Genomic DNA, 21,660 nt, shown 5'->3' on the forward strand with positions numbered 1-21,660 from the left:
CCATGACCGAGAAGATCGCCCTCACCCCGAGCACCCACACCACCCCGCCCGCGAAGTTCTCGCACGGAGTGAAGAAGGGGAACATCCTCCAGGTCGCCGGCCAGGTCGGCTTCCTCCCCGCCGTGGAGGGCCAGGCCCCCACCCCCGCCGGTCCCACGCTGCGCGAGCAGACCCTCCAGACCTTCGCCAACGTCAAGGCGATCCTGGAGGAGGGCGGCGCGAGCTGGGACGACGTGATGATGATGCGCGTCTACCTCACGGACGTCGACCACTTCGCGGAGATGAACGAGATCTACAACAGCTACTTCGCCGAGCAGAACCTCAAGGCGGCCCCCGCCGCCCGTACGACGGTCTACGTCGGCCTCCCCAAGGGCCTGCTCATCGAGATCGACGCGCTCGCGGTCCTCGGCTGATCCACTTGCCGCACCCGCTCCACCGCCCACGGCACGGCGCCCCGCACCACGGGAGCGCCGTGCCCGTTCCTGGGCCCGTCGGTTACGGGACGCCGAGTTCGAAAAGGCCGTAGCCCGCGTACGAGCCGGAAGCCAGGGCCGCGATACCGAGGAGCACGAGCTGGTGGGTCGGTCTGAGGCGGCGCAGGGCGAGGGCGAGCGGGAGGAAGAGCGGGAAGAGGGGGAGCAGATAGCGGGAGACGTTGCCGAATATCTGCTGGCTGCCCAGGACGAGGACGAGGGTGAGGACGGTGTAGACCATCAGGACGGCCGGGGGACGCAGCCGGATCAGCAGCGTGAGCAGTGCGAGCGCGAGCAGGACGACACCGACGCCGATCAGGTCCGCGAAGGGCCAGGCGGAGAGATAGTCGAAGTGGCCCACCGGGACGGATGTGAGGACGTCGAGGGTGTGCCGGCCGTAGTCCCACTCATGGGCCCAGGCACCGGACTGAAGTCTGAAGTAGCCGCCGTAGTCCCCCATGCGGTGACCCACCCAGCCGAGATAGGCGAGGAGGCCGAGCGGGGCGACGGCCATCGCGGCCAGCGGACGCAGGATGCCGTCCCGGCGACGGCGCAGCGCGAGCAGGGCTGCGACGGCCACGGCGGCGATCAGCGCCACGGCGGTGGGCCGGTTGAGCCCTGCCACGCAGGTGAGGAGACCGGCGGTGAGCCAGCGGCGGCTCAGGACGGCATGGCAGGCCCAGACGGCCAGGGCCACGTAGAGGGAGTCGGAGTAGACCGCCCACTCCACGCCGGAACCGGGCCAGACGGCCCAGAGCCCGGCTGCGGCCAGCCCGGCCCGTCTGCCGCCGAGGCGTTCGGTGACGGCGTAGATGCCCAGCGCGGCGGCCAGGGAGGCGACGATGGAGACCAGCAGGCCGGCGCCGTACGGGCCGAGGCCGGTGAGCTCGGAGACCAGCCGCATCAGCGCCGGGTAGAGCGGGAAGAACGCCGCCGAGTTCCCTTCGAGGGTGATGGGGCCGGTGGCGCCGGGGATCGGGACCAGCCGAGGGTCGTACCCGTGCACGGCGATCTGCTGGTACCACCAGCCGTCCCAGCTGGCCAGGACGTCCCACGGATGGACGCCGCCGCCGAAGCGCGGGTTCCTTGTGCGGTAGTCCCCGGCGGAGTGCAGCAGCCACATGAAGGCGGCGAAGCCGATGAACTTGAGCGTGCCGTAGACGGCCAGTACGGGTCCGTAGTGCTCGGCTGTACGGCGCAGCCGGCGCCGGCGGTCGGGGCCCGCGGTGGGGGGCTGCTGCGACAGCCCCGCGTTCCGGCCCGGGGTGGCGGTCGCGGTCGTACGGGCGGTGGTGTTGATCATGCGCGGAACACCCACGCCCGGAAGAGCAGGAACCGCAGCAGCGTCGCGGCCAGGTTGGCGGCGAGGAGCACGGCGAGTTCGGTGGCCTGCCCGGCCGAGGGCACCGCGTGGTGCAGGGCGGCGAGCGATCCGCCGGTGAGCGCCAGACCGATCAGGAGGACGACCAAACCCCTGCCTTGGTGGCGCAGCACACCGCCGCGGCCACGGAGGCCGAAAGTGAGCCGCCTGTTCACGGCCGTGTTGGCGGCGGCGCAGACCAGCAGCGCGAGTGCGTTGGCGGCCTGGGATCCGGCCATCGGGCGCAGCGCCGCGTAGAGGAGCAGGTAGGCGAGGGTGCTGACGACTCCTACGGCGGCGAAGCACACGAGTTGGGTGGCGAGCCTGCCCGGTGTGTCGGCGCCCCCGTCCCGGAGCGACCCGCCCGGCGGCAGCCTGTTCCGCGCCAGTGCACCGCCGATCCTGGCGATGCCGCGCAGGTCGGCCAGCGCCGTGGCGAGGATGTCGACCCGGGTGTCGGGATCGTCCACCCAGTCGACCGGCACCTCATGGATGCGCAGCCCGGCACGCTCGGCAATCACCAGCAGTTCGGTGTCGAAGAACCACTCCGAGTCCTGTATGAGGGGCAGTAGTCGCTCGGCCACATCACGCCGCACCGCCTTGAATCCGCACTGCGCGTCGGAGAAGCCCACGGCGAGGACGGAGCGCAGCAGGGCGTTGTAGCAACGAGAGGTGATCTCTCGCTTGGGGCCGCGCACCACCCGGGAACCGGGGGCCAGACGGGTGCCGATGGCGATATCGGAATGGCCGGAGAGCAGCGGGGCCACGAGCGGCAGCAACGCCGTCAGTTCCGTGGACAGGTCCACGTCCATGTACGCGAGTACGGGGGCCGACGAGAGCGACCAGGCGGTACGCAGCGCCCGGCCGCGCCCCTTCTCGGCCAGCCGAAGCCACTGTGCCTCGGGGAGTTCGTCTGCCAGCCGAGCGGCTATCCGCGGGGTGCTGTCCGTGCTGGCGTTGTCGGCGATGGTGATACGGAACGGATAGGGGAAGGTCTCGCCCAGGTGTGCGTGGAGCCGCCGCACGCTCGGCTCCAGATCCTTCTCCTCATTGAACACGGGGACGACCACGTCCAGGACGGGCTCCGGGTGGTGCGTCGCCACCGGTGCGCGGTGCGGCAGCCGGCTCAGGTCCTTCAGGGCAAGTGACCCTTGGTTTCTCATATTTTGTCCCTTTTTGATCTGATGCGGGGCAGGCTGAAGGCACTCGGGGCGACGGTGCGCGAAGGTGTTACGGGGTGGCGAGCGAGGGCGGGGCGGTCGACGGCTGGTTCCGCGCGGTCGCCGTACCCGAAGGCGGGGTCGAGGTCGAGTGCGGGGTCGAGGTCGGCGGCGGGGCCGAGGTCGAGGGCGGCGACGCGTCCTCCGTGCTCCTGGGCGGGATCTCGGTGGCCGTGGCTGTTCTCCCGGTCGTGGCCGGCGGCGTGGTCGCGGCGGTCCCGCCCGGGAGCGCGGGGGCAGTGGAGGCGCCCGAGGAGGAGGGTGCGCTCGGGGACGCGTCGGGTGTCGCGGGCGAGGCGGAGGGCGACGGGCTCGTCGCGGGCTGTGGGCCGGGGTGGCTGGGCTCGACCCGGCTCGCATGGCTGGGCAGCAGGAGCAGCCCGACGCTGAGGCCGACGACGGCCAGGACGGAGCCGGCTGCCCTCTGCGCGGCCCGTCTCCGAGAGCGGACACGCACCCCTGCCCGGAGACGTTCCCGGTGCTTCGGCTCGAACGGTACGGGTGATTCGGTGTCGCGCATCATCTGTGCCAGCTGTTGCTCGAAGTGATCCATGGGGTTCTCCTTCACCGCACCGGCTCGCTCACATGGCCCAGGAGCTGCCTCAGCTGCGCCACTCCGCGTGCGGCATGGGACCGAGCCGTGCCCACCGGGCACCCGAGCACCTCCGCCACCTGACTCTCGGGCAGGTCCTGGTAGTAGCGCAGCACCACCGCCACCCTCTGCTTCGGCGACAAATGGGCCAGCGCGGCCTCCAGTCGAGAACGCTCCACCACGTCCGCGGACACATCGCCGACCGCCGCCGACTCGGGCAGCTGTTCGACGGGGCGTTCACCCCACCAACGCCGCTGTCCCGAGCGTGCCGCCGCACGCGTCATCACCTTGCGTACGTATGAATCCGGTGCTTCATCCGCGACCTTCGGCCAGACGAACCAGAGCTTGACCAAGGACTCCTGCACCAAGTCCTCGGCCCGATGCCGATCGCCTCCGACGAGCAGACGGGCCAGGTGGACCAGCGCCGACCAGCGGGCAGCCACGAACTCGTCGAACGCACGGGCTCGACTCTGCTCCATCCGCACTGTCCCTGTTCTCGCCGGTCGCCTACAGCCTGTAAAAGGCACTGGCTCGCGGCCCACGATGCACCTGCGGCCCGTGATCTGAATCACAGGACATGTCGACGACGGGCGCGAGATGCTCGGAGGGAACCTTTGCCGCGTCGCGGCTCCGGACGTTCATGAGGCGCGACCCGGTGACGGTGCCGCTGACCTTCGCCATGAACCGTCGGCGCGGTACGGGGCGATGGTGTCGAGCGTGAGGCCGGTCAGGGGGAGGTCGCCGGCGTGCGGGATGCCGAAGTCGCTCGGCCGGGGGCCGGTCGGAGGGCTGGAGAGTCCCCGGAGATGTCCCCGAGCCCGGCCGCACACGTGCAGCAGCGCCGCCGGGGGAGCGGCGGCGCTGCTGGTCACTGATGCCGGCCGGTGGTTACGGCAGGCCGTGCACGTGCGGGGCCACCGCGTTCGACCAGGCGTTGCCGGACTTGGCGTCCCAGTTGGTCGACCAGGTCATCGCGCCGCGCAGGCCCGGGTAGGTCTTCGAGGGCTTGAAGGTGCCGCAGTTGGTGCCGGAGGCCAGGCAGTCCAGGGCCGCGTTCACGACCGAAGGGGCCACATAGCCGCTGCCTGCGCCGCTGGTGGAGGCGGGGACGCCGAGACCGACCTGCGAGGGGGCGAGGCCGCCCTCCAGCTGGATGCAGGCGAGCGCGGTGAGGAAGTCCACCGAACCCTGCGAGTAGACCTTGCCGTCGCAGCCGAGCATCGAACCACTGTTGTAGTACTGCATGTTGACGACGGTCAGGATGTCCTTGATGTTGAGCGCCGTCTTGAAGTACTCACCCGAGGTCGACTGCATGTCGATGGTCTGCGGCGCCATCGTGATGACGAGGCCGGAGCCCGCCTTCTGCGACAGCGAGCGCAGCGCCTTGGTCATGTAGGTGGAGTTGAGCCCGTTCTCCAGGTCGATGTCGACGCCGTTGAAGCCGTACTCCTGGATGAGCGCGTAGACGGAGTTGGCGAAGTTGGTGGCGGAGGCGTCGCTGTTGACCGCAACGGACCCCTTCTCGCCGCCGACCGAGATGATGACGTTCTTCCCGGCCGCCTGCTTGGCCTTGATGTCGGCCTTGAACTGGTCGACGGTGTAGCCGTTCAGGCCCGCCGTGTCCAGGTTGAAGGTGACGGCACCCGGCGTGGCCGTGGCGTCGGCGAAGGAGACCGCGATGATGTCGTAGTTCGCCGGTACGTCGCTGAGCTTCTGCACGGTCGCGCCGTTGTTGAAGTTCTGCCAGTAGCCGGTCACCGCGTGCTTGGGCACCGAGGTGCCCGGGTTGGGGTTGCCGCCGCCGTCCTTGGCCGTACGGCCGCTGACCGAGGCGGACTTGACGGACTCTCCGGCCGCGTTGGTGGCGGTGACCGCGAACTGGTACGCCGTGTCGGCGGACAGACCCGTGATCGTGGCGGAGGTACCGGTGGACGTGGTGGCCTTCGACCCGTCCTTGTAGACGGTGTAGCCGGTCGCGCCGGACACCGCGTTCCAGGACAGGGACACGGAGGAGGACGTGGTCGCGCCGACCGCGAGTCCGGCGGGCGCGCCGGGGATCTCGGGCGTGGGGTCGGTGCCGCCGCCCCCGTCGGGGCCGCTGACCGAGATGTCGTCCGCGTAGTAGGCGGCCTGCCCGTACCAGCCGTGCGTGTACACCGTGACCGAGGTGGTGCTCGGGCCGGTCCTGAAGCTGGTGGTGAGCTGGGTCCAGCCGCTGGAGCCGGGGGACCAGGTCGACACGTCGGTGGTCCCGGTGCCGCTCGCGCCGAGGTACGCGTATCCGCCCTGCACCCAGGAGCTGAGCGTGTACGTCGAGTCGGGCTTCACGGCCACGGTCTGGGTGCACTTCGCGTTGTCCTGGCCGGCCGGGGTGGCCTTGAGGGCGGCGGTGCCGCTGTGCACGGGGGAGGAGACGGTGGTGCCGCTGCCGCCGGAACAGGTCCAGTTGGCGAGCCCCGACTCGAAGCCGGCGTTCTTGGCGACGTTGACGTCGGCGGCCTGTGCGCTGCCGACGAGACCGGTGGCGGTGAGCGCACCGGCCGCGAGGACGGCCATGGCACCGCCGAGGAGCGGGCGGGTGTGGCGACCGCGGGCTCTGTGGCCGCTGGCGGGGGAAGATTCCACTTTGCTGCCTCCGTGGGGGAGTTGGGAGCTGTGCGAGCTGCCTCGGGGCGAGCCGGCGGGGTCGACCGGCGTGCCGGGGCTGTCCGGGGAGCGACACGGGGATGACGGGGGAGTGGACGTGAACGACGGTGGCCACCGCTGGCCGATAAACTGGTCCAGACCAATCGAGTTGTCAAGACCTCTGGCAGTGACAGCCGTGACGGCGGCCCTCGATCGGCCGCGCGCCGACGGCTCCGCCACCCGCCCGCGCTCCGCCCCGCAGAGGTTCCGGAACCGCCCTGAACGGCAAATGAATTGACGTTTTGTTGACCTCGTGCGCCCCCGTGCGGGTGACGTGATCCAGATGTCCTCACAGTGACGACCCGGCCTCGGCCGGAGCGTCGTGCGGGAGGTACCGCGTCCGGTCTGACGTGCGAAGACGAATTCCGGGGACGCGGGTAATCGGAAGGTGGATTCGTAACACTCCGCAGTGGTACAGGAGTTAACGATTTTCGATTTGATCCGTTTTAGCACCGGGCGCGGCCCCGCTGTCCCGCGGCTGTTGTCGTACTGGCCTCCGAAAAGTGTTCTCTGCCAGGTACGACGTGGATAAAGTGCTGATGCAGAACCGCGGAGCAGGAGCGATTGCGGCCTACGTCATGACCGGCGTTTGGCCGGAGCCGAAACGGGGAACAGCGTGCCGACCGCAATAGCAGTGACCAGTGCTGATTTGGTACTACCTCCGACCGACCAGCAGACACCGACGGCTGCCCTGCTGCAGGCTCCCGACGCCCAGGCGCTGGAGATGGCCATCGGTGACATGCACGTGCTGCTCGAACAGCACGGCTACGTCGTCGCCGTCTACCCGACCGGCATCGCGCCCGCCCACGAGCGTCGGCTGTATGCTGTGCGTTCCGTTCTGGAGAGCGACCGCATCGCGCTGCTCAAGGTGGACCTCCCCCCCTTGGGTGTCGCCGTACTCGTGCGTCAGCTGCGCCAGTTGTCCATCTGTGACTTCAGCCCTGGAGTGGTCGCCTCCGCCGCCCGGCTGCTGTCCCACTACATCCACGCGGGCGCCCTGCTGAACTCCGTCACGAAGTTCGACCGGGTGCCGGTCGACCTCAGGACGCACGCCAAGTCCTGGGTGCCGGGATCCCAGTTCGCCGTGGTCGCGAGCCCGGAACCACAGCTGGTCAAGGTCGGTCCGAAGGCCGACCCGCCGACCGGCCCGGAATTCGCCACCCACCTGCTGACCGCCAAAGGGCAGTCGCAGTCGGACTGGGTGAAGCAGACCCTCGCGCCCGCGTGGCAGGTCCAGTCCATTCACGAAGCCGCGCTTCCCTCCGGATCCCCCGCATGGTGGGGAACCGGGAAACTGGTGGAATTCGCGGCCTATCTGCCAGACATCTCCGTCCTGTACCAGTTGGTGGCCTCCGTGCGTCGCGAGAACTGCCACTGGTGCGGAATGGAACTCATCGGTGACCGCTGCGGGTTCTGCTCCTCCCCGCTACCCGCGGCCGAGAGCCGAATGCACTCCGCCGGTGTCCTCAGCCAGGGAGCGCTCGCACCACCGCAGTCCTAGCGCTTCCGCTTTCCTCCGTAGACGCCCTCCTGTCCGCTGCCCCACGCATCCGATTCGAACGAGGTTGTCCGGCCCATGAACTCCCGCCAGCGCCGCGGCGTGATACTCCTGCTTCTGTCGGTTCTGTGCGCCTTCGGCGCCTTCGCCGGCGTGCTCTCGGTGATCAGCGACGTGAACACCAAGGTCGGGCCCGAAGTCTCGGCCTACCAGCTGAAGTCCGATGTGGCGCCCTACACCGCTCTGTCGGCCGGGCAGTTCGAGAAGATCTCGATGCCCAAGCGCTGGCTCTCCACCAACGCGGTGACCGACCTCTCCGAGGTGAGCGGCAAGATCGCCGTCACCCAGCTGCGCAAGGGCTCGCTGCTCCAGTCCGACATGATGCAGAAGCGCCCCGCACTGCAGCCCGGGGAACAGGAGATCGCCATCATGATCGACGCCGCCACCGGCGTCGCGGGGAAGATCACCCCCGGTGCCACGGTCAACATCTACGCCACCTTCGCCGGTGAGCGTGACGGCGACCCCTCCCAGTCGAAGGTCATCGTCTCCAACGCCAAGGTGCTGGACGTCGGCAAGCTGACCGCTCTGGAACCGAACCGCGACGGCAAGTCCAACATGGGCACCGAGGCCGTCCCGATCACCTTCGCGCTCAACACGCTCGACACCCAGCGCATCGCCTACGCCGAGTCCTTCGCGGAGCACGTACGCCTCGCGCTCCTGGCCTCCGGCAGCGACAGCACCATCCGTCCGGGCGACCGCACCTACACGCTCGACAAGGACAAGTGAGGATCGCATGACCACCAGGATCCTCCCGGCCGTCGGTGACGTCGACGCGGCCAGATCCGTCACCACCCTGCTCAGCCAGCTTCCCGACGCGGAACCGGCCGCACCGGTCGGCGACTCGACCCAGCTCATCGACACCCTCGCCCGGCTCGCCGGCGAGTCGCTCGACGAACTGCCCGAGGTCGTGCTGGTCCACGAGCGGATCGGCCCGGTGCCGGCACTGGAACTGATCCGGGAGGTCTCCCTGCGCTTCCCCGCCATCGGGGTCGTGCTGATCACCGCCGACGTCACCCCCGGCCTGTTCTCGAACGCCATGGAGTCGGGGGCGCGAGGTGTCGTCACCCTGCCCCTGAGCTACGAGGAACTGGCCAACCGGGTCCAGTCCGCCGCCCAGTGGTCGGTCGGCGTCCGCCGCCACCTGAGCACCGGGGCCGATGTCTTCACCGGCCCCGGCGGTACGGTCATCACGGTCAGTGGCGCCAAGGGCGGCGTCGGAGCCACCGTCACCGCCGTACAACTCGCCCTAGCGGCCCAGGCGTCCGGACGCTCCGTCGCCCTGGTCGACCTGGACCTCCAGGCCGGTGACATCGGCTCCTACCTCGATGTGCAGTTCCGGCGCTCCATCGTCGACCTGTCGGCGATCACCGACATCTCGCCGCGCGTCCTCTCCGACGCCGTGTTCAGCCATGGCACCGGCCTCGCGCTGCTGCTGGCTCCTGGTGAGGGCGAGAGCGCCGAGGAGGTCAGCGACCGTTCGGCCCGGCAGATCGTCAGCGCCCTGCGGTCGCGCTACGAGGTCGTGGTGATCGACTGCGGCAGCCAGCTCCAGGGCGCCAGCGCCGCGGCCATCGAGATGGCCGACACGGCGCTGCTGGTCACCACACCCGATGTGATCGCGGTACGCGGCGCCAAGCGCCTGGTCCGCATGTGGGACCGGCTCCAGATCCGGAAGGCCGAGGAGACGGTCACCGTCGTCAACCGCTTCATCCGCAACACCGAGATCCAACCGCAGCTGATCGAGAAGATCACCGGCACCAGCACGGCCAACACCGCGATTCCGGCGAACTTCAAGGAGCTCCAGGCCGTCGTCGACGCCGGCCGACTGCACGAACTCGACTCCAAGAGCACGGTCAAACAGGCCCTCTGGGCCCTTGCGGGCGAGCTCGGCATCGTCAAGGTTCCTGAGAAGGCGGAAAAGAACGGCGCCAAGAGCGGCGCGAAGTTCAAGAACGACCGAGGCTCGATCGGGCGTCGACGCGACCGCGGCAGCGACTCCCGGAACCGGCCGACGACCTAGGGGGCAAGTTGACCGATGGCATTTACCGAGACGAAAGACACGGAGATACAGGGAAGGCGTTACGGTGACGTCGCCCCGATCCGGGGCGGTATGCGCGTGCGTCTCCTCGGCCGGGGGCGCGACCGCGGCCAGACCGCGATCGAGTTCCTGGGCGTCACACCGCTGATCATCCTGCTGATGATCGCGCTCTGGCAGTGCGCGCTGATCGGCTACACGTTCTCCCTGGCGGGGAACTCGGCGGACCAGGCGGCACACAAGGGCGCCATCGCGCAGAGCATGCGAGGACAGGCATGCCGGGACGCGGCCGAGGAGGACCTGCCGACGGTCTGGCGGGACTCGATGAAGCGGACGAAGTGCGAAAGCACCGGCGCGCTGTACAAGGCCACGGTGAAGCTGCGGGTGCCGGTACTGGTTCCCGGAGTACTCAACTGGCCGATGACCATCGAGGGCAACGCCGCGTCGCCGCTGGAGGCCGAGCGATGAGCATGCACGCACACACACCGGGCCGGAGGACCGCCGCACCCCGCCGGGACCGCGGTCAAGTCGCCATCGAGTACATGGGCTTCATTCCGCTGCTCCTCCTGGTGGGCCTCTTCGCGATTCAGCTGGGAGTCGCCGCGTACGCCGCCAACCAGGCGGGCACCGGTGCCCGCGCGGCCGCGCGTACCGCCACCCAGGACATGTCGAGAGGCGATTCCGAGCGGGCGGGGCGCGACGCGATGAGCGACTGGCTCAGCAGCTACAAGAACGCGAAGTTCCGCCGCCATGGTGGGTCCGGTGAAGTGACGTACACCACTCGCGTGAGGATCCCCTCCGTTGTGCCCGGAATCGACGACTGGGGTTGGGCCACCCGCAGTTCCACCATGCCGCGAGGGTGAGCCGGGCCCGCATGGCACAACCGGAGCACCACTAGCAAGTCCGAGCGAGGAGTTACGCAATGAGTCTGCGGGCACGCATGACCGCCCCCGAGAAGAACGGCGGGGCGCGGGAGGACAGCCACATGGTGGCCACCTACCGCGCCAAGCTGCTCGAAGAGATCGACCTGGCCGAGATGTCGTCGCTCGCCGCCGCAGACCGGCGAGCGCGGCTGGAGCGCGTGCTCAGCCACATCATCAGCCGTGAAGGACCGGTCCTCTCGACCGTCGAGCGCACCCAGCTGATCCGCCGGGTCGTCGACGAGGCCCTCGGGCTCGGCATTCTGGAACCGCTCCTCGAAGACGCGTCCATCACCGAAATCATGGTGAACGGGCCGGACCAGATCTTCGTCGAGCGCAGGGGCAAGGTCGAGCAGCTTCCGATGCGTTTCAGTTCGCACGAACAACTGATGCAGACGATCGAACGCATCGTGTCGACGGTCAACCGCCGCGTCGACGAGTCCAACCCCATGGTCGACGCGCGTCTACCCAGTGGTGAGCGTGTCAACGTCATCATCCCGCCGCTGTCGCTGACCGGTGCGACGCTCACCATCCGACGGTTCCCGAGGGCCTTCACCCTCCAGGAAATGATCAACGTCGGCTCGCTCGACGAGCAGATGCTGATCCTGCTGTCCGGGCTCGTCCAGGCGAAACTCAACGTGATCGTCTCCGGAGCCACCGGTACCGGAAAGACGACACTTCTCAACGCGCTCTCCGGCCTGATCCCCGACAGTGAGCGCATCGTCACCATCGAGGACTCCGCGGAGCTCCAGCTCCAGCAGAGCCACGTCATCCGGCTGGAGTCCCGGCCGGCGAACGTCGAGGGCAAGGGCCAGATCACCATCCGTGACCTGGTCCGCAACTCCCTGCGTATGCGCCCCGACCGCATCGTCGTCGGTGAGGTCCGTGGCGGTGAATCGCTTGACATGCTCCAGGCGATGTCGACCGGTCACGACGGCTCGCTCGCCACGGTCCACGCCAACAACGCCGAGGACGCGCTCATGCGTCTGCAGACCCTGGCCTCGATGTCCGAGATCGAGATCCCGTTCGAGGCGCTGCACGACCAGATCAACAGCGCCGTCGACGTCATCGTCCAGCTCACCCGGCACGCCGACGGTTCCCGCAAGATCACCGAGATCGCCGTTCTCGACTCGCACGGCAGGGACCCCTACCGCATCGTGTCCGTTGCCCGGTTCGACGCCCAGCCCATGGACGCCGAAGGGCGGATCAACGGCGAGTTCAAGTACCTCCCGATCCCGCGCAAGATCGCCGAGCGCCTCTACATGGCCAGCCAGCCCATTCCGCAGGCCTTCGGGGTTGCCGATTCCGCCGAACAGCTCGCCACCCGAGAGGCCAACTAGGTACCGTGCCATGACTAATCTCCCTCTTCTCACCATCGGCGTCACGCTGCTCGCGGGTGTCACCGGCGTCGCGGGGCTGCACGCCTACAGCGGTGGCAAGGCCGACCGGGACGCCTTGGTGGACCGGCTCTCGCACACCGGACACGTACCGGAGGCGGGCCGCCGTCGCCGGTTCCGGGCACTGGACAGCCGACTGCGGAAGACCGGCCTGGGCCGGAAGCTCGAACTGAAACTGGCCGCCACCGGCCTCGACATCACACCGGGCGAGTTCTTCGTCTACGCCGTCGTCGCCATGACGGGGCTCTGGATGATCGCCTCGTCCCTGCTCGCCAGCTTCTTCGGCCCGGTCGCCGCGCTCATCGGCCTCTGGGGCACCAACGCTTTCCTGAACTGGCAGCGGACCAAACGCACCGAGCACTTCATCAACCAGCTCCCTGAGCTCGCGCGTATCCTCGCCAACGCGACGCAGGCCGGTCTTGCTCTGCGCACGTCCATCGGTATGGCGGCCGACGAGATGGAGGACCCGGCGGGAGAAGAACTGGCCAGGGTGTCCCGCCGCCTCGCCGTCGGCGAGCCGCTCGAAGACGCGATGAGCGAGCTGACGGACCGGCTGCCGTCGCGTGAACTCGTCGTCCTCGTCACCACGCTCGTCCTGTCCAACCGGGCCGGCGGTACGGTCGTCAGCTCGCTGCGCAACCTCACCGAGACGTTGGAGGAACGCAAGGAGACCCGGCGCGAGGTCAAGACCCAGCTCTCCCAGGTCACCGTCACGGCCTATGCCGTTCCCGCCTTCGGCCTGGGCGCCATGCTCCTGATGAACGCGGTGATGCCCGGTGCCCTCGACCGCATGACCGGCGCGTTCATCGGCCAGGTCGCGGTGATCGTCTCCCTTGCCCTGTACGCGGTCGGATTCATCGTGATCCGCCGCCTCTCCAAGATCGACGTCTGAAGGGCGGTGCACACATGGATCTGCTGCTCGCAGGTGTCATAGGTCTCGCGGTCTTCGGAGCCATCGCGGGTATCCGCATGTACCGGGCCGATGCGAAGCTCCCCGGTGACCTCGCGATCGCGCTGGAAGTCGGTTCGACCCGTACCAGTGCGGTCGGCTCCGGCATCGACCGTCTCGGCATGCGCTGGGCCCCCATGGTGCTGCGCATGATGGGCCCCAAGTCGGTCAACAAGAAGCGCCGCCAGATCGACATGGCCGGTAACCCGGGCGGTCTGACCATCGACCGCTACGCCGCTCGCCGGGCCGTCTACGGCGGGCTCGGCCTGCTCGGCGCCTTCTCGATGATCATCCGGGGGCAGATCTTTCTCTCCCTGGTACTGATCGCCTTCGGACTGTTCTGGGTCGAGGTCGGCATCTGGTCCGCGGTCCGCATCCGCCGGGACCACATCGACCGGACCCTTCCCGACTTCCTCGATGTGCTCGCCGTCGTCGTCTCCGCCGGCCTCGGCTTCCGGCAGGCCCTGGCGAGGGTCGCCGACAAGTACGAGGGCCCCTGGGCCGACGAGCTGCGCATCACCCTGCGCCAGATGGACATGGGTGTCAGCCGCCGCGAGGCGTTCGAGCAGCTGCGCAAGCGCAATGACTCGGAGCAGGTCGCGATGTTCGTGACCACGCTCCAGCAGGGCGAGGAGCTCGGTGCGCCGATCGTCGAGACCCTGATCCAGATCGCCAACGACATGCGGCGCACGGATGCCCAGAACGCCCGCCGGAAGGCGGCCAGGGCCGTTCCCAAGGCGACGTTCGCGGTCACCACGTTCCTTCTGCCCGGCACGCTGGTGATGCTGACGGTCGGCTTCGTCTACGGGGTCAACGTCGACTTCAGCACCCTCATGGGCGGATGACGTGAACGAGGCGGACGGTGGGCAGAACCCCGCCGAGGGGAGGTGAGAGGCTCATGTCGTTCCAGCTCGGCAGCATCCAGACCGGACTGAACGCGCAGGTACGCCAGGCGATTGCCGATCCCGGCTCGCGCCCGGCGTTCGCGATCCAGCTCAACGCGCTTCAGGCGATGTGCCGCCAGGTCTTCGGCTTCCGGCTCGCCATGATCGCCGTAGCCACACCGTTCGCCATCGATCACACTGCCGCGGGTCTGGCCACATGGCTGATCGGCTCGGCCATCCTCGTCACCTTCATGGGCAGTTACGTACTGTTCCGTGACTGGGAACGCTTCGGCCCGGTTCTGCTGCGTCACCCCTGGCTGCTCGGCATAGACGCCTTCTTCGGTGCTCTGCTGCTGATCACCGCCTCACCGGAATCCACTCTCGCCTACGTCACCGTGTGCACCCCGATGCTGGCCGGGCTGGTTCACGGCTGGCGGGGCGCCGCCATCTTCGCGGCGCTCCAGACCGCGATCGTCCTCGGTGTGTACGGGACCGATCCGAGACTGGAAGCCGCCAATGCGACGGCGTTCCTCCTGCCGGGCTTCTGCGTGATAGCGGGAGCGGTCGGGGTCACGTTGCGCAACCTCCTTCTCCGCTTCGGAACCGCCAGTCAGGCTCTCACCGAGACCAAAGCGCGGCTCGCCGTCAGTGAGGCGGTGGAGGGCGAACGCGCTCGTCTCGCCCGGGAAATGCACGACTCGGTGGCCAAGACCCTGCATGGACTGGCACTGGCAGCCGACGGCCTGGCGGTCTCCTCCGACCGGATGGACCCGCTCACCGTCAAGCACCAGGCAGAACTGGTCGCCCGCGCCGCCCGTCGTGCCGCCGCCGAGTCCCGTGAACTGCTCTCCGACCTGCGCCGCGAATCCGGACTGGACGGAGGCGTGGATGTCGTACGGGAGCTGCGGGCACGCGCGGAGGACTTCACCCGACGCCATGAACTCACGGCAACCTTCCGACTGCTCAACGAGGCACCGATCCCGCACGTCCCGCAGGTCGTCGCCCGCCAGCTGCTCACCATCGCCTCCGAAGCGATGGAGAACGCCCACCGTCACGCACAACCCACCTACCTCGTCGTACTCGCGGGTGTGAAGGGCGACGTCCTGCGCGTCAGCGTGTACGACGACGGGCGCGGCCTGCCTCCGGGCACGACGCTCGACGACCTCCGGCACGCAGGGCACTTCGGCCTGGTCGGAATGGTCGAGCGTGCCGCGTCCATCGGCGCCCGTATCCGTATCGGAAAGGGAAAGGCGACCAAGGGTACCGAGGTCCGCCTGGAACTCCCGATCGCAGCTCTGCTCGCCACTGCCGGCGCGGAGCAGCCCGAATGAACCGCTCCGTTTTCACCCTCACCCCCCCATAGACACTTGAGAGGAGGTCGCAGATGCCGGACGACGTCTCCCGCGCGTCGGGCCAGAACCGGGCCGCACAGCACCACGCGTCCCAGCACACGTCCTCGCACGTCACCCCGCTCACCTCGGAGACCGGCTCTTCCGCGTTCCCCGTCCAAGCAACCGTCCCCCAGCAGTCCGCGGCATCCGAGTCCCCGCACCCCTTCCCGGAGGTGCCGAGTCAACCGGTTCCCGGCGCCCTGAGGGTCGTCGTCGCCGACGACAACCCAGTGGTCCGGGCCGGCCTCGGCGTCCTGCTCTCCGGCCGCGACGACATCGAAGTCGTCGCGGAGGCCGCAGACGGCCGCCAGGCCTACGACATGGCCGTCCAGCACCGTCCGGACGTCGTCCTGCTCGATGTCCGGATGCCTGGTGTGGACGGCATCTCCGCGCTGCCGCACCTCGTACGGATCGCACCCGTGATGATGCTGACCTACAGCCGCGAGAACGAGATCGTCCACGAGGCGCTGCGCTTGGGCGCGAGCGGCTATCTGGTCCACGGCGAGTTCACGGCCGACCAGTTGGTGCAGGCCGTACGCGACACGAAGGACGGGCGGGCCCACTTCACCGCCACCGCGGCGAACGCTCTGCTCGCCCACATGCGCCAGGGCCCGGGACCACAGTCGCGACCGCTTCCGGAGGGGCTCGGAACCGCGCTGGCCACAGGCGTTCCCTACCAGGGTTCCGGGTACGACGGCCACGCCCAGAGTTCCGTTCAGCAACACGGTGCGCCTGCACACGCGCCCAAGCCGGAACCATCGCCACCTGCGCCGCGACCCGTCCGTACACCACAGGGTCTTTCGCAGATGCAACCAGTTGTGGCACAGTCTTCCATGACCGGGGAACCGGGCACGAAGCTCAACAGGCAGCAGTACGGGCTGAGTTCACGGGAGGTGGAGGTCATGGAGCTGATCGCGTCCGGCATGAGCAATCAGCAGATCGCCGCCACCTGCTTCATCAGCGAGAAGACGGTCAAGAACCACATCAACCGCATCTTCACCAAGCTTCACAGTGCCAGCCGCAGCGAGGCCATCGCCCGCTGGCTCGGCACGGCCCCCACGGCGGGACCAGGGGTGCGCGGGCTCGGTGGTCATCGTGGCTGAGCGGCAGAAGGCCAATGCGGTGGTGCGTGCGGGGCGTGGGGCCCGGCGCGTACGGGCGGGACAGGCCCAACTGACCCTTTGGGCCCGGGAATGGGCCCTGGGACCCTCCGGCGGGCAGGGTGTGCCGCCGTATGTTTCTCATGTCGCCAGCGGCACCGGCCAGGAGGAAGCCGGTTCCGCGGGCGGCACCCAAGAAACTTGCGAGTCGGCTGGCTACCGGCCGGCCGAACCCGGAGGGGAACACCATGTCGAATATCACCCTGAAGACCGCCGTTCGCATCAACGGCTGGGCCAACACCACCGTCAGCGCCATCCAGAAGCGCTACGAGGCCAAGGACCGCGGCCAGACGGCGTTCGAGTACCTGGGCATCATCCTCGTGGTCGTGGCGATCATCGGCGCGATCGCGGCCTCGGGCATCGGTGGCTCGATCTCGAGCAAGATCTCCGACCTGGTGTCGCAGATCAAGGCCGGCTAATGACCGCGAAGCTTCGCGGCGAGGCAGGGCAGGCTTTCCCCATCTACGTTGTGATGGTGGCGGGCCTGCTCTTCCTCGCGTTTGCCTTCTTTACCGTCGGCAAGGCCGCGGCCTTGCGCAATGGAGCCCAGGGGGCGGCGGATGCTGCCGCTCTGGCTGCTGCCCAGCAGTCCCGTGCGCAGTTCCAGGGTCCGTTCCTCGCTTCGCTTCCCGAGAGAATGTTGGACATGTTCCTGCAGGGGCACGCGGTCACCGGGTGCCCTGCGGCGTATGCGTTCGCCGCAGAGAACGAGGCGGAGGTCGAATACTGCCATCCTCCGTCAACCGGCAGCGAGCGGGACGAGATCAGTGTCGGGGTCAAGACCCTCAAGCCTGTGGGGGCGTCCGTGGTTCCCGGCATGAAGCGCACGTTCGCCAATGGACACGCCACTGCCGTCATCGAGTGGCGCTGCCCCACGTGGCGGTCCGTGGACCTCAACGACGACTCCATCGAGGACGTGTACTACTTCTCGTGCAGGGGAGGAGAGATGCTCACGATCAGGACGGGCGAACCTCTGGACTGGCCTCGGGTGAGCAAGATTCTCTTTGACGTGCACCTGGTCGACAGTTGACAGTGAACGACGAGTAAAGGAATCAGAAGCGATGAGCATTCGGCGCTCCACGAAGTCCCGAAGGGCAGTGGCAGCCGTCTCGATGACGGCGGCACTGGCCCTGGCCGTCACCGGTTGCGGTACCGATGACGGAGGAAAGTCGAAGGACACCGGCTCGCCGTCCTCCCCCGCGTCCTCGCAGCCCTCGGATGAGGACAAGGGAGCGAAGCAGGAGGACACCGCGGCCGGGGAGAACGTGGACCCGAATGTGAAGCTCGCCGAGGCAAGGGGCGACAAGGGCATGCTGCTGGTCGTCAACCAGGTGAAGCGGGATTCCGGTGGCTTCGTCACGGTGCAAGGTGAGTTGAAGAATCAGGGTGACGCCACCGTCAACCCGTCCGCATGGGCCGGGAACGAAAGCGTCATCGTCAGCAAGAACCTCAACTCCGTGGGTGGCGCGACGCTCGTGGACAAGGCGGGGAAGAAGCGCTACTACATTCTCCGTGACACGGACGGCCGCTGCCTCTGCACAACGGGGATGTCAGCGGTCCAGCCGGGCAAGACGGTTCCCGTGTTCATGCAGTTCCCGGCACCGCCCAGCACAACGACCGAAGTCGACTTCAACCTGCCGACGTTTGCCACCACGTCGCTGAAGATCTCCGGGTGACGGACGACATGACCTACATGCGTATGAGTCGTCGACCAATTCAGCTGGTGGGCATGGCCGTCGCCACAGTCGCGCTGATGGCCGGCACGTCGGTCATCGGGGCATCGACGGCCATGGCGGATGACGGACCGAGCGTGCCGCCGGGTACTGAAGCGTCCGACAAGCCGCCGGTCGCGGTGGACGGTAATGACCCCGACCTCAAAATGGTCGAGGGAGCCACGCTCGCTCCGGCCAAGGTCCTGGACATCATCCAGGTGATCGAGGACGAGGGCGGCGAGGAGCGCCGCGAGGACAGCAACGCGAACATCAAGTTCGCGCTCCAGGCCGAAGTCCTCTTCGGCAAGGACAGCGCAAAGCTGAGCTCAGCAGCCAACGCGCGTATCGCTGCCATCGCTACCGAGATCAAGAAGCAGAACGCCACGAAGGTGCGCGTCTTCGGCTTCACCGACAATCTCGGTTCCTCGGCACACGGCGACGTCCTGTCCAAGCAGCGTGCCAACTCCGTGCAGTCGGTGCTGGTCAAGCAGCTGGGATCGAACGTCACCTTCGATATCCGTGGATACGGCGAGCAGTACCCGATCGCCGACAACAGCACGGAAGAGGGCCGCAAGAAGAATCGCCGCGTGGAGGTCTCCTTCCCGCGTGGTGGATCTTCCTGAGGTCCCACACCGCACACAACAGGGGCCCGGCACCGCGTGCACGTCGCGGTGCCGGGCCCCTCTTGTTGCTACAGCAGGTGGTCGGCCTTGCCGGCCTTGATGTCGCGGATCATCTGCTGAAGCGCCTCGCGGCTGTCGGTGAGGTACTGCTCCTCCGCGCCGACGACCGCGATGTAGCTGTTGCCCTGCTCATCGGTCCCTATCCGGTAGCAGGAGTTTCCTTCGCCACAGAACGAGTCTTCCCAGTTGACATCCGACATCGGTCATCTCCTCAGAGTTGGCGTGCGATGTTGTGGATGAAGTCCCGCGACTTGTCCGGCGACAGCGCGATTCCCTCCATCCAGTCCAGGTGGGCCCGATACTTCGCCAACTGCGTCTCCGAGTGGACGAAGACGGGTCCGTGAGAGCTGTCGATCTGCACGGTGTCGAGCTGAGGCACCGGTCCTTCCGCGTACAGGACGGTCTGCCCGGCGCCGGGGAAGGCTCCGGCCTCGAAGGGGATCACCAACAGTGTCACGTTCGGCTGTTCGGACCTCTCCAGCAAGTGCTCGAGTTGGGCGCGTGCGACGGCGCGTCCGCCGAACTGCATACGAAGTGCCGCCTCGTGGACGATGCCCGTGTACGGCGGCGACGTGTCACCGTTCAGGACCTCCTGACGCTCCACCCGATGTGCCAGCCGCAACGCCACCTCACGCTCGGGCAATTGGGGAATCACCACTCGAAAGAGGGCCAATGCGTGGTCCGAGGTCTGAAGCAGTCCCGGGACATGCATGGAGTACGCAGCTCGCATACGGAGCGCGTACGCCTCCAGTTCGGCGATGTCGAGAAGCCCTTGGGGAAGCGTGCCTCGATACCTCTCCCACCAGCCACGTCCGCGCGGTTGAGCCATTTCGACGAGAGCGTCGACGTACTTCTCGTCGTTGCAGTCGCAGTTGCAGGCCAGCGTGCGCAGGCGATCTGGACTGATGGGGCGTGTACCGGCCTCGATGTTCGAGATCTTGCCCCGGTCCACGCCGAGCAAGCCGGCCGCGAACTCGGCAGAGACGTCGGCCGATGTACGCATCCTCCGCAGCTCGGAACCGAGTCGTCTCTGACGCTCGGTAGGAGACGTCCTTGCTGCCATGCCGTTCCTTTCCGCATACGGTCACCGGCAGTCTGCCGCGTTCGCGTATCGGTCGGCCACGAAAGGGTTCATTTACTAGAGACGCAGGGTTATTTTGCCCCTTGAGGGCTACGTTAGGTTACGCACCGCTCACGCAGCGACGAGCCGGAAGTGCATCGCGCGGTCCTGCCCGCAACCTCCTTCCCTGGGAGGGGCAGTCCCGTGTCAGGGAGACAAGCCACTGCTCGTCCGCAACACAACCGTGTGAGCCACCCGTGCGCACCCACGCGCAAGAGGACCGCCGCCAACTCGCCACCCGTATCAGGGGAGTCCGTCATGCACTCATCTCCACTCACCGCGCTCTGCCCGGCCGCCGCCGAAGTGTGTACGCCGGTCCCGTATCCGCATCCCGACACTCAGCAGCACCCCCAGCCCTATCTGCGTTCCAAGGGGCGCTCCGCGCGCGGCCTCGCGCTGAGCTTCACCCTGCCCGGCGACGTTCGCAGCTCGTTCATCGGCCGTACGGTGATCGCTGCCGCCCTGGACGCGCACGGGCTCTCCCTGTACGTCTGGCCCGCCACGCACGCGGCGGCCGAACTCATCGCCGTCACTGCCAGGATGAGCCCGCGCAAGGAGCTCTACGTATCCCTGCGCCACCGCGGCGACGGGCTCCGTCTCCTCGTCTGGGACCAGCATCCCCGTCACCGCGACCCGGACACCGCCACGCTCTGCGAGACGCGGCGCCGGAGGGCGCTCTGGTTGCTGGCGGCTGTTGTCGACGACTGGGGAGGGGAGTGGGGCGTCTGTGACGCGGGCCTGCCCAGAGGGGGCATCAAGGCTTGGGTTTCGCTGCCGAGGTGACGAGTGCCGCGAGGCGGGGCGTCGGGACGTTCACGTCGTGTGGGGCCTGGCGACCTGGGTGCTCGGCGCGAGTCCCCCGTCGTTCGGTTCGGGCCTGTCCGAGGCGAGCAGCCAGGATCCCGAAGGGGCGCGGGTGAAGGTCAGCGTGTGCGGGAGCGCGTACGCCTCGTACTCCGGGGCGCCCGCAGCCACTTGAGCGGGTGTCAACGGGTGGTGGAGGCGGGTGTCCTCCGTGAGGTGGAGCGACGCGGTGCGCCCGTTCAGGGTCGCGTCGTTCACCTTCACCTCGACCGTCGCGCGGATGTACCCGCCGTCGGCCTGCTGGTAGGCGCGGCCCCGACGGACCAGCACGGCGAATTCCGTCCGCAGACCGGCGCGCATCGACGGGGTGGCGGCGGTCGGAGGTTCGGGGACGGGGGCCTGCGCGGCGGGCCGGGTGACCAGGTCGGCGCGCTGTTGCAGATAGCTCTGTGCGAGCCGGGACAGCTCGGCCCGGTCCGCCGCTGCGGGCGCTCGGGGAACGGAAGCCGCCGATGCCGTGGCGGCCCCCGCGATCACTGCCGCGGTCAGTGTCGCGGCGAGGACGCGTATGCGTGACCCGTGTGCGTGCACGTGTTTCCTCCCCCGGGGGGCGCCGGAGATGCCGGAGGCTTCGACGGCGCCGAAGGCGCATGAACGGTCAGCATCGAGGATGTCTTCTGCGACCTCGATGGAAGCGACGTGGCGCAATCGTGTCCG

General features: G+C 68.1%; 24 protein-coding genes. 17 read left to right on the plus strand and 7 right to left on the minus strand.

Annotated features, from left to right (window positions below):
• The first annotated feature begins 2 nt into the window (after nt 1-2).
• A complete protein-coding gene (locus ACIQCZ_RS04005) occupies nt 3-413 on the plus strand; it encodes a RidA family protein (protein ID WP_189545226.1) in 411 nt (136 codons plus the stop codon).
• A gap of 82 nt (nt 414-495) precedes the next feature.
• On the opposite strand, the gene ACIQCZ_RS04010 is transcribed toward ACIQCZ_RS04005, so the two are convergent.
• Together ACIQCZ_RS04010 and ACIQCZ_RS04015 are read right to left on the minus strand one after the other, a co-directional pair.
• A complete protein-coding gene (locus ACIQCZ_RS04010) occupies nt 496-1,776 on the minus strand; it encodes a glycosyltransferase family 39 protein (RefSeq protein ID WP_402279440.1) in 1,281 nt (426 codons plus the stop codon).
• Complete coding sequence (locus tag ACIQCZ_RS04015; protein WP_402279443.1) at nt 1,773-2,996, minus strand: glycosyltransferase; 1,224 nt, start codon at nt 2,994-2,996, stop codon at nt 1,773-1,775. Before ACIQCZ_RS04015 ends, ACIQCZ_RS04010 begins: the two co-directional genes overlap by 4 nt.
• A 74-nt stretch (nt 2,997-3,070) precedes the next feature.
• Here ACIQCZ_RS04015 and ACIQCZ_RS04020 point away from each other — a divergent pair, with 74 nt between their 5' ends.
• Entirely contained in the window at nt 3,071-3,601 is a 531-nt protein-coding gene (locus ACIQCZ_RS04020) for a hypothetical protein (RefSeq protein WP_402279445.1), read from the plus strand.
• A 16-nt stretch (nt 3,602-3,617) separates the two neighbouring features.
• Here ACIQCZ_RS04020 and ACIQCZ_RS04025 read toward each other — a convergent pair whose 3' ends face one another.
• Both ACIQCZ_RS04025 and ACIQCZ_RS04030 read right to left on the minus strand, forming a co-directional pair.
• A complete protein-coding gene (locus tag ACIQCZ_RS04025; RefSeq protein ID WP_402279448.1) occupies nt 3,618-4,124 on the minus strand; it encodes a SigE family RNA polymerase sigma factor in 507 nt (168 codons plus the stop codon).
• Between the two features lie 409 nt (nt 4,125-4,533).
• Nucleotides 4,534-6,201 carry a chitinase gene (locus tag ACIQCZ_RS04030; protein ID WP_402280214.1) on the minus strand — a complete coding sequence of 556 codons (1,668 nt, stop codon included), beginning with the start codon at nt 6,199-6,201 and terminating at the stop codon, nt 4,534-4,536.
• Nucleotides 6,202-6,964: 763 nt separating this feature from the next.
• Here ACIQCZ_RS04030 and ACIQCZ_RS04035 point away from each other — a divergent pair.
• The 14 genes from ACIQCZ_RS04035 (at nt 6,965) to ACIQCZ_RS04100 (ending at nt 18,959) form a co-directional block, all read left to right on the plus strand.
• The gene (locus ACIQCZ_RS04035; protein WP_402279451.1) at nt 6,965-7,831 is read left to right on the plus strand and encodes a hypothetical protein; all 867 of its coding nucleotides are present in this window, start codon (nt 6,965-6,967) and stop codon (nt 7,829-7,831) included.
• 75 nt (nt 7,832-7,906) lie between these two features.
• Nucleotides 7,907-8,614 (plus strand): Flp pilus assembly protein CpaB, encoded by a 708-nt coding sequence (cpaB, locus tag ACIQCZ_RS04040; RefSeq protein WP_402279454.1) that lies wholly within the window; start codon nt 7,907-7,909, stop codon nt 8,612-8,614.
• Between the two features lie 7 nt (nt 8,615-8,621).
• Nucleotides 8,622-9,908 (plus strand): CpaE family protein, encoded by a 1,287-nt coding sequence (locus tag ACIQCZ_RS04045; RefSeq protein ID WP_402279456.1) that lies wholly within the window; start codon nt 8,622-8,624, stop codon nt 9,906-9,908.
• A 90-nt stretch (nt 9,909-9,998) separates the two neighbouring features.
• Entirely contained in the window at nt 9,999-10,391 is a 393-nt protein-coding gene (locus ACIQCZ_RS04050; RefSeq protein WP_402279458.1) for a TadE family protein, read from the plus strand.
• Nucleotides 10,388-10,786 (plus strand): TadE/TadG family type IV pilus assembly protein, encoded by a 399-nt coding sequence (locus ACIQCZ_RS04055; protein WP_402279460.1) that lies wholly within the window; start codon nt 10,388-10,390, stop codon nt 10,784-10,786. Before ACIQCZ_RS04050 ends, ACIQCZ_RS04055 begins: the two co-directional genes overlap by 4 nt.
• Before the next feature lie 59 nt (nt 10,787-10,845).
• A complete protein-coding gene (locus ACIQCZ_RS04060; protein WP_351080315.1) occupies nt 10,846-12,183 on the plus strand; it encodes a CpaF family protein in 1,338 nt (445 codons plus the stop codon).
• A 10-nt stretch (nt 12,184-12,193) separates the two neighbouring features.
• Nucleotides 12,194-13,132, plus strand: coding sequence for a type II secretion system F family protein (locus ACIQCZ_RS04065; protein ID WP_351080313.1), 939 nt, complete (start codon nt 12,194-12,196; stop codon nt 13,130-13,132).
• A 14-nt stretch (nt 13,133-13,146) separates the two neighbouring features.
• Entirely contained in the window at nt 13,147-14,034 is an 888-nt protein-coding gene (locus ACIQCZ_RS04070; protein ID WP_376211737.1) for a DUF5936 domain-containing protein, read from the plus strand.
• A gap of 53 nt (nt 14,035-14,087) precedes the next feature.
• Nucleotides 14,088-15,404, plus strand: coding sequence for a sensor histidine kinase (locus tag ACIQCZ_RS04075; protein ID WP_376211735.1), 1,317 nt, complete (start codon nt 14,088-14,090; stop codon nt 15,402-15,404).
• A gap of 53 nt (nt 15,405-15,457) precedes the next feature.
• Entirely contained in the window at nt 15,458-16,567 is a 1,110-nt protein-coding gene (locus tag ACIQCZ_RS04080; protein ID WP_402279465.1) for a response regulator, read from the plus strand.
• Nucleotides 16,568-16,812: 245 nt separating this feature from the next.
• Nucleotides 16,813-17,043, plus strand: coding sequence for a hypothetical protein (locus ACIQCZ_RS04085; protein ID WP_329818171.1), 231 nt, complete (start codon nt 16,813-16,815; stop codon nt 17,041-17,043).
• A complete protein-coding gene (locus tag ACIQCZ_RS04090; protein ID WP_402279467.1) occupies nt 17,043-17,654 on the plus strand; it encodes a pilus assembly protein TadG-related protein in 612 nt (203 codons plus the stop codon). Before ACIQCZ_RS04085 ends, ACIQCZ_RS04090 begins: the two co-directional genes overlap by 1 nt.
• 31 nt (nt 17,655-17,685) lie before the next feature.
• The gene (locus ACIQCZ_RS04095; RefSeq protein WP_376211726.1) at nt 17,686-18,300 is read left to right on the plus strand and encodes a hypothetical protein; all 615 of its coding nucleotides are present in this window, start codon (nt 17,686-17,688) and stop codon (nt 18,298-18,300) included.
• 53 nt (nt 18,301-18,353) lie between these two features.
• On the plus strand, nt 18,354-18,959 hold the full coding sequence (locus ACIQCZ_RS04100; protein ID WP_376211779.1) for an OmpA family protein: 606 nt from the start codon (nt 18,354-18,356) through the stop codon (nt 18,957-18,959).
• 68 nt (nt 18,960-19,027) lie between these two features.
• Here ACIQCZ_RS04100 and ACIQCZ_RS04105 read toward each other — a convergent pair whose 3' ends face one another.
• Nucleotides 19,028-19,219 (minus strand): hypothetical protein, encoded by a 192-nt coding sequence (locus ACIQCZ_RS04105; protein WP_402279469.1) that lies wholly within the window; start codon nt 19,217-19,219, stop codon nt 19,028-19,030.
• A gap of 11 nt (nt 19,220-19,230) precedes the next feature.
• A complete protein-coding gene (locus ACIQCZ_RS04110; protein WP_376322713.1) occupies nt 19,231-20,082 on the minus strand; it encodes a helix-turn-helix domain-containing protein in 852 nt (283 codons plus the stop codon).
• 315 nt (nt 20,083-20,397) lie between these two features.
• Here ACIQCZ_RS04110 and ACIQCZ_RS04115 point away from each other — a divergent pair, with 315 nt between their 5' ends.
• Nucleotides 20,398-20,922 carry an ATP-binding protein gene (locus tag ACIQCZ_RS04115; RefSeq protein ID WP_402279472.1) on the plus strand — a complete coding sequence of 175 codons (525 nt, stop codon included), beginning with the start codon at nt 20,398-20,400 and terminating at the stop codon, nt 20,920-20,922.
• 30 nt (nt 20,923-20,952) lie between these two features.
• Here ACIQCZ_RS04115 and ACIQCZ_RS04120 read toward each other — a convergent pair whose 3' ends face one another.
• Entirely contained in the window at nt 20,953-21,534 is a 582-nt protein-coding gene (locus ACIQCZ_RS04120) for a hypothetical protein (protein WP_402279475.1), read from the minus strand.
• Between the last annotated feature and the right edge of the window lie 126 nt (nt 21,535-21,660).

Origin of the sequence: Streptomyces sp. NPDC093149 (genome assembly GCF_044754145.1) — a bacterium.
In the GTDB taxonomy this organism is placed as follows: domain Bacteria; phylum Actinomycetota; class Actinomycetes; order Streptomycetales; family Streptomycetaceae; genus Streptomyces.

Excerpts from the sequence above, each read along its gene's own strand:
- ACIQCZ_RS04065 (WP_351080313.1), top strand. The coding sequence starts at position 12,194 with ATGACTAATCTCCCTCTTCTCACCATCGGCGTCACGCTGCTCGCGGGT.
- ACIQCZ_RS04105 (WP_402279469.1), bottom strand. The coding sequence starts at position 19,219 with ATGTCGGATGTCAACTGGGAAGACTCGTTCTGTGGCGAAGGAAACTCC.
- ACIQCZ_RS04010 (WP_402279440.1), bottom strand. The coding sequence starts at position 1,776 with ATGATCAACACCACCGCCCGTACGACCGCGACCGCCACCCCGGGCCGG.
- ACIQCZ_RS04030 (WP_402280214.1), bottom strand. The coding sequence starts at position 6,201 with ATGGCCGTCCTCGCGGCCGGTGCGCTCACCGCCACCGGTCTCGTCGGC.
- ACIQCZ_RS04080 (WP_402279465.1), top strand. The coding sequence starts at position 15,458 with ATGCCGGACGACGTCTCCCGCGCGTCGGGCCAGAACCGGGCCGCACAG.
- ACIQCZ_RS04005 (WP_189545226.1), top strand. The coding sequence starts at position 3 with ATGACCGAGAAGATCGCCCTCACCCCGAGCACCCACACCACCCCGCCC.
- ACIQCZ_RS04070 (WP_376211737.1), top strand. The coding sequence starts at position 13,147 with ATGGATCTGCTGCTCGCAGGTGTCATAGGTCTCGCGGTCTTCGGAGCC.
- ACIQCZ_RS04115 (WP_402279472.1), top strand. The coding sequence starts at position 20,398 with ATGCACTCATCTCCACTCACCGCGCTCTGCCCGGCCGCCGCCGAAGTG.
- ACIQCZ_RS04060 (WP_351080315.1), top strand. The coding sequence starts at position 10,846 with ATGAGTCTGCGGGCACGCATGACCGCCCCCGAGAAGAACGGCGGGGCG.
- cpaB (WP_402279454.1), top strand. The coding sequence starts at position 7,907 with ATGAACTCCCGCCAGCGCCGCGGCGTGATACTCCTGCTTCTGTCGGTT.
- ACIQCZ_RS04090 (WP_402279467.1), top strand. The coding sequence starts at position 17,043 with ATGACCGCGAAGCTTCGCGGCGAGGCAGGGCAGGCTTTCCCCATCTAC.
- ACIQCZ_RS04055 (WP_402279460.1), top strand. The coding sequence starts at position 10,388 with ATGAGCATGCACGCACACACACCGGGCCGGAGGACCGCCGCACCCCGC.
- ACIQCZ_RS04025 (WP_402279448.1), bottom strand. The coding sequence starts at position 4,124 with ATGGAGCAGAGTCGAGCCCGTGCGTTCGACGAGTTCGTGGCTGCCCGC.
- ACIQCZ_RS04050 (WP_402279458.1), top strand. The coding sequence starts at position 9,999 with ATGCGCGTGCGTCTCCTCGGCCGGGGGCGCGACCGCGGCCAGACCGCG.
- ACIQCZ_RS04085 (WP_329818171.1), top strand. The coding sequence starts at position 16,813 with ATGTCGAATATCACCCTGAAGACCGCCGTTCGCATCAACGGCTGGGCC.
- ACIQCZ_RS04110 (WP_376322713.1), bottom strand. The coding sequence starts at position 20,082 with ATGGCAGCAAGGACGTCTCCTACCGAGCGTCAGAGACGACTCGGTTCC.
- ACIQCZ_RS04075 (WP_376211735.1), top strand. The coding sequence starts at position 14,088 with ATGTCGTTCCAGCTCGGCAGCATCCAGACCGGACTGAACGCGCAGGTA.
- ACIQCZ_RS04015 (WP_402279443.1), bottom strand. The coding sequence starts at position 2,996 with ATGAGAAACCAAGGGTCACTTGCCCTGAAGGACCTGAGCCGGCTGCCG.
- ACIQCZ_RS04095 (WP_376211726.1), top strand. The coding sequence starts at position 17,686 with ATGAGCATTCGGCGCTCCACGAAGTCCCGAAGGGCAGTGGCAGCCGTC.
- ACIQCZ_RS04045 (WP_402279456.1), top strand. The coding sequence starts at position 8,622 with ATGACCACCAGGATCCTCCCGGCCGTCGGTGACGTCGACGCGGCCAGA.
- ACIQCZ_RS04100 (WP_376211779.1), top strand. The coding sequence starts at position 18,354 with ATGGCCGTCGCCACAGTCGCGCTGATGGCCGGCACGTCGGTCATCGGG.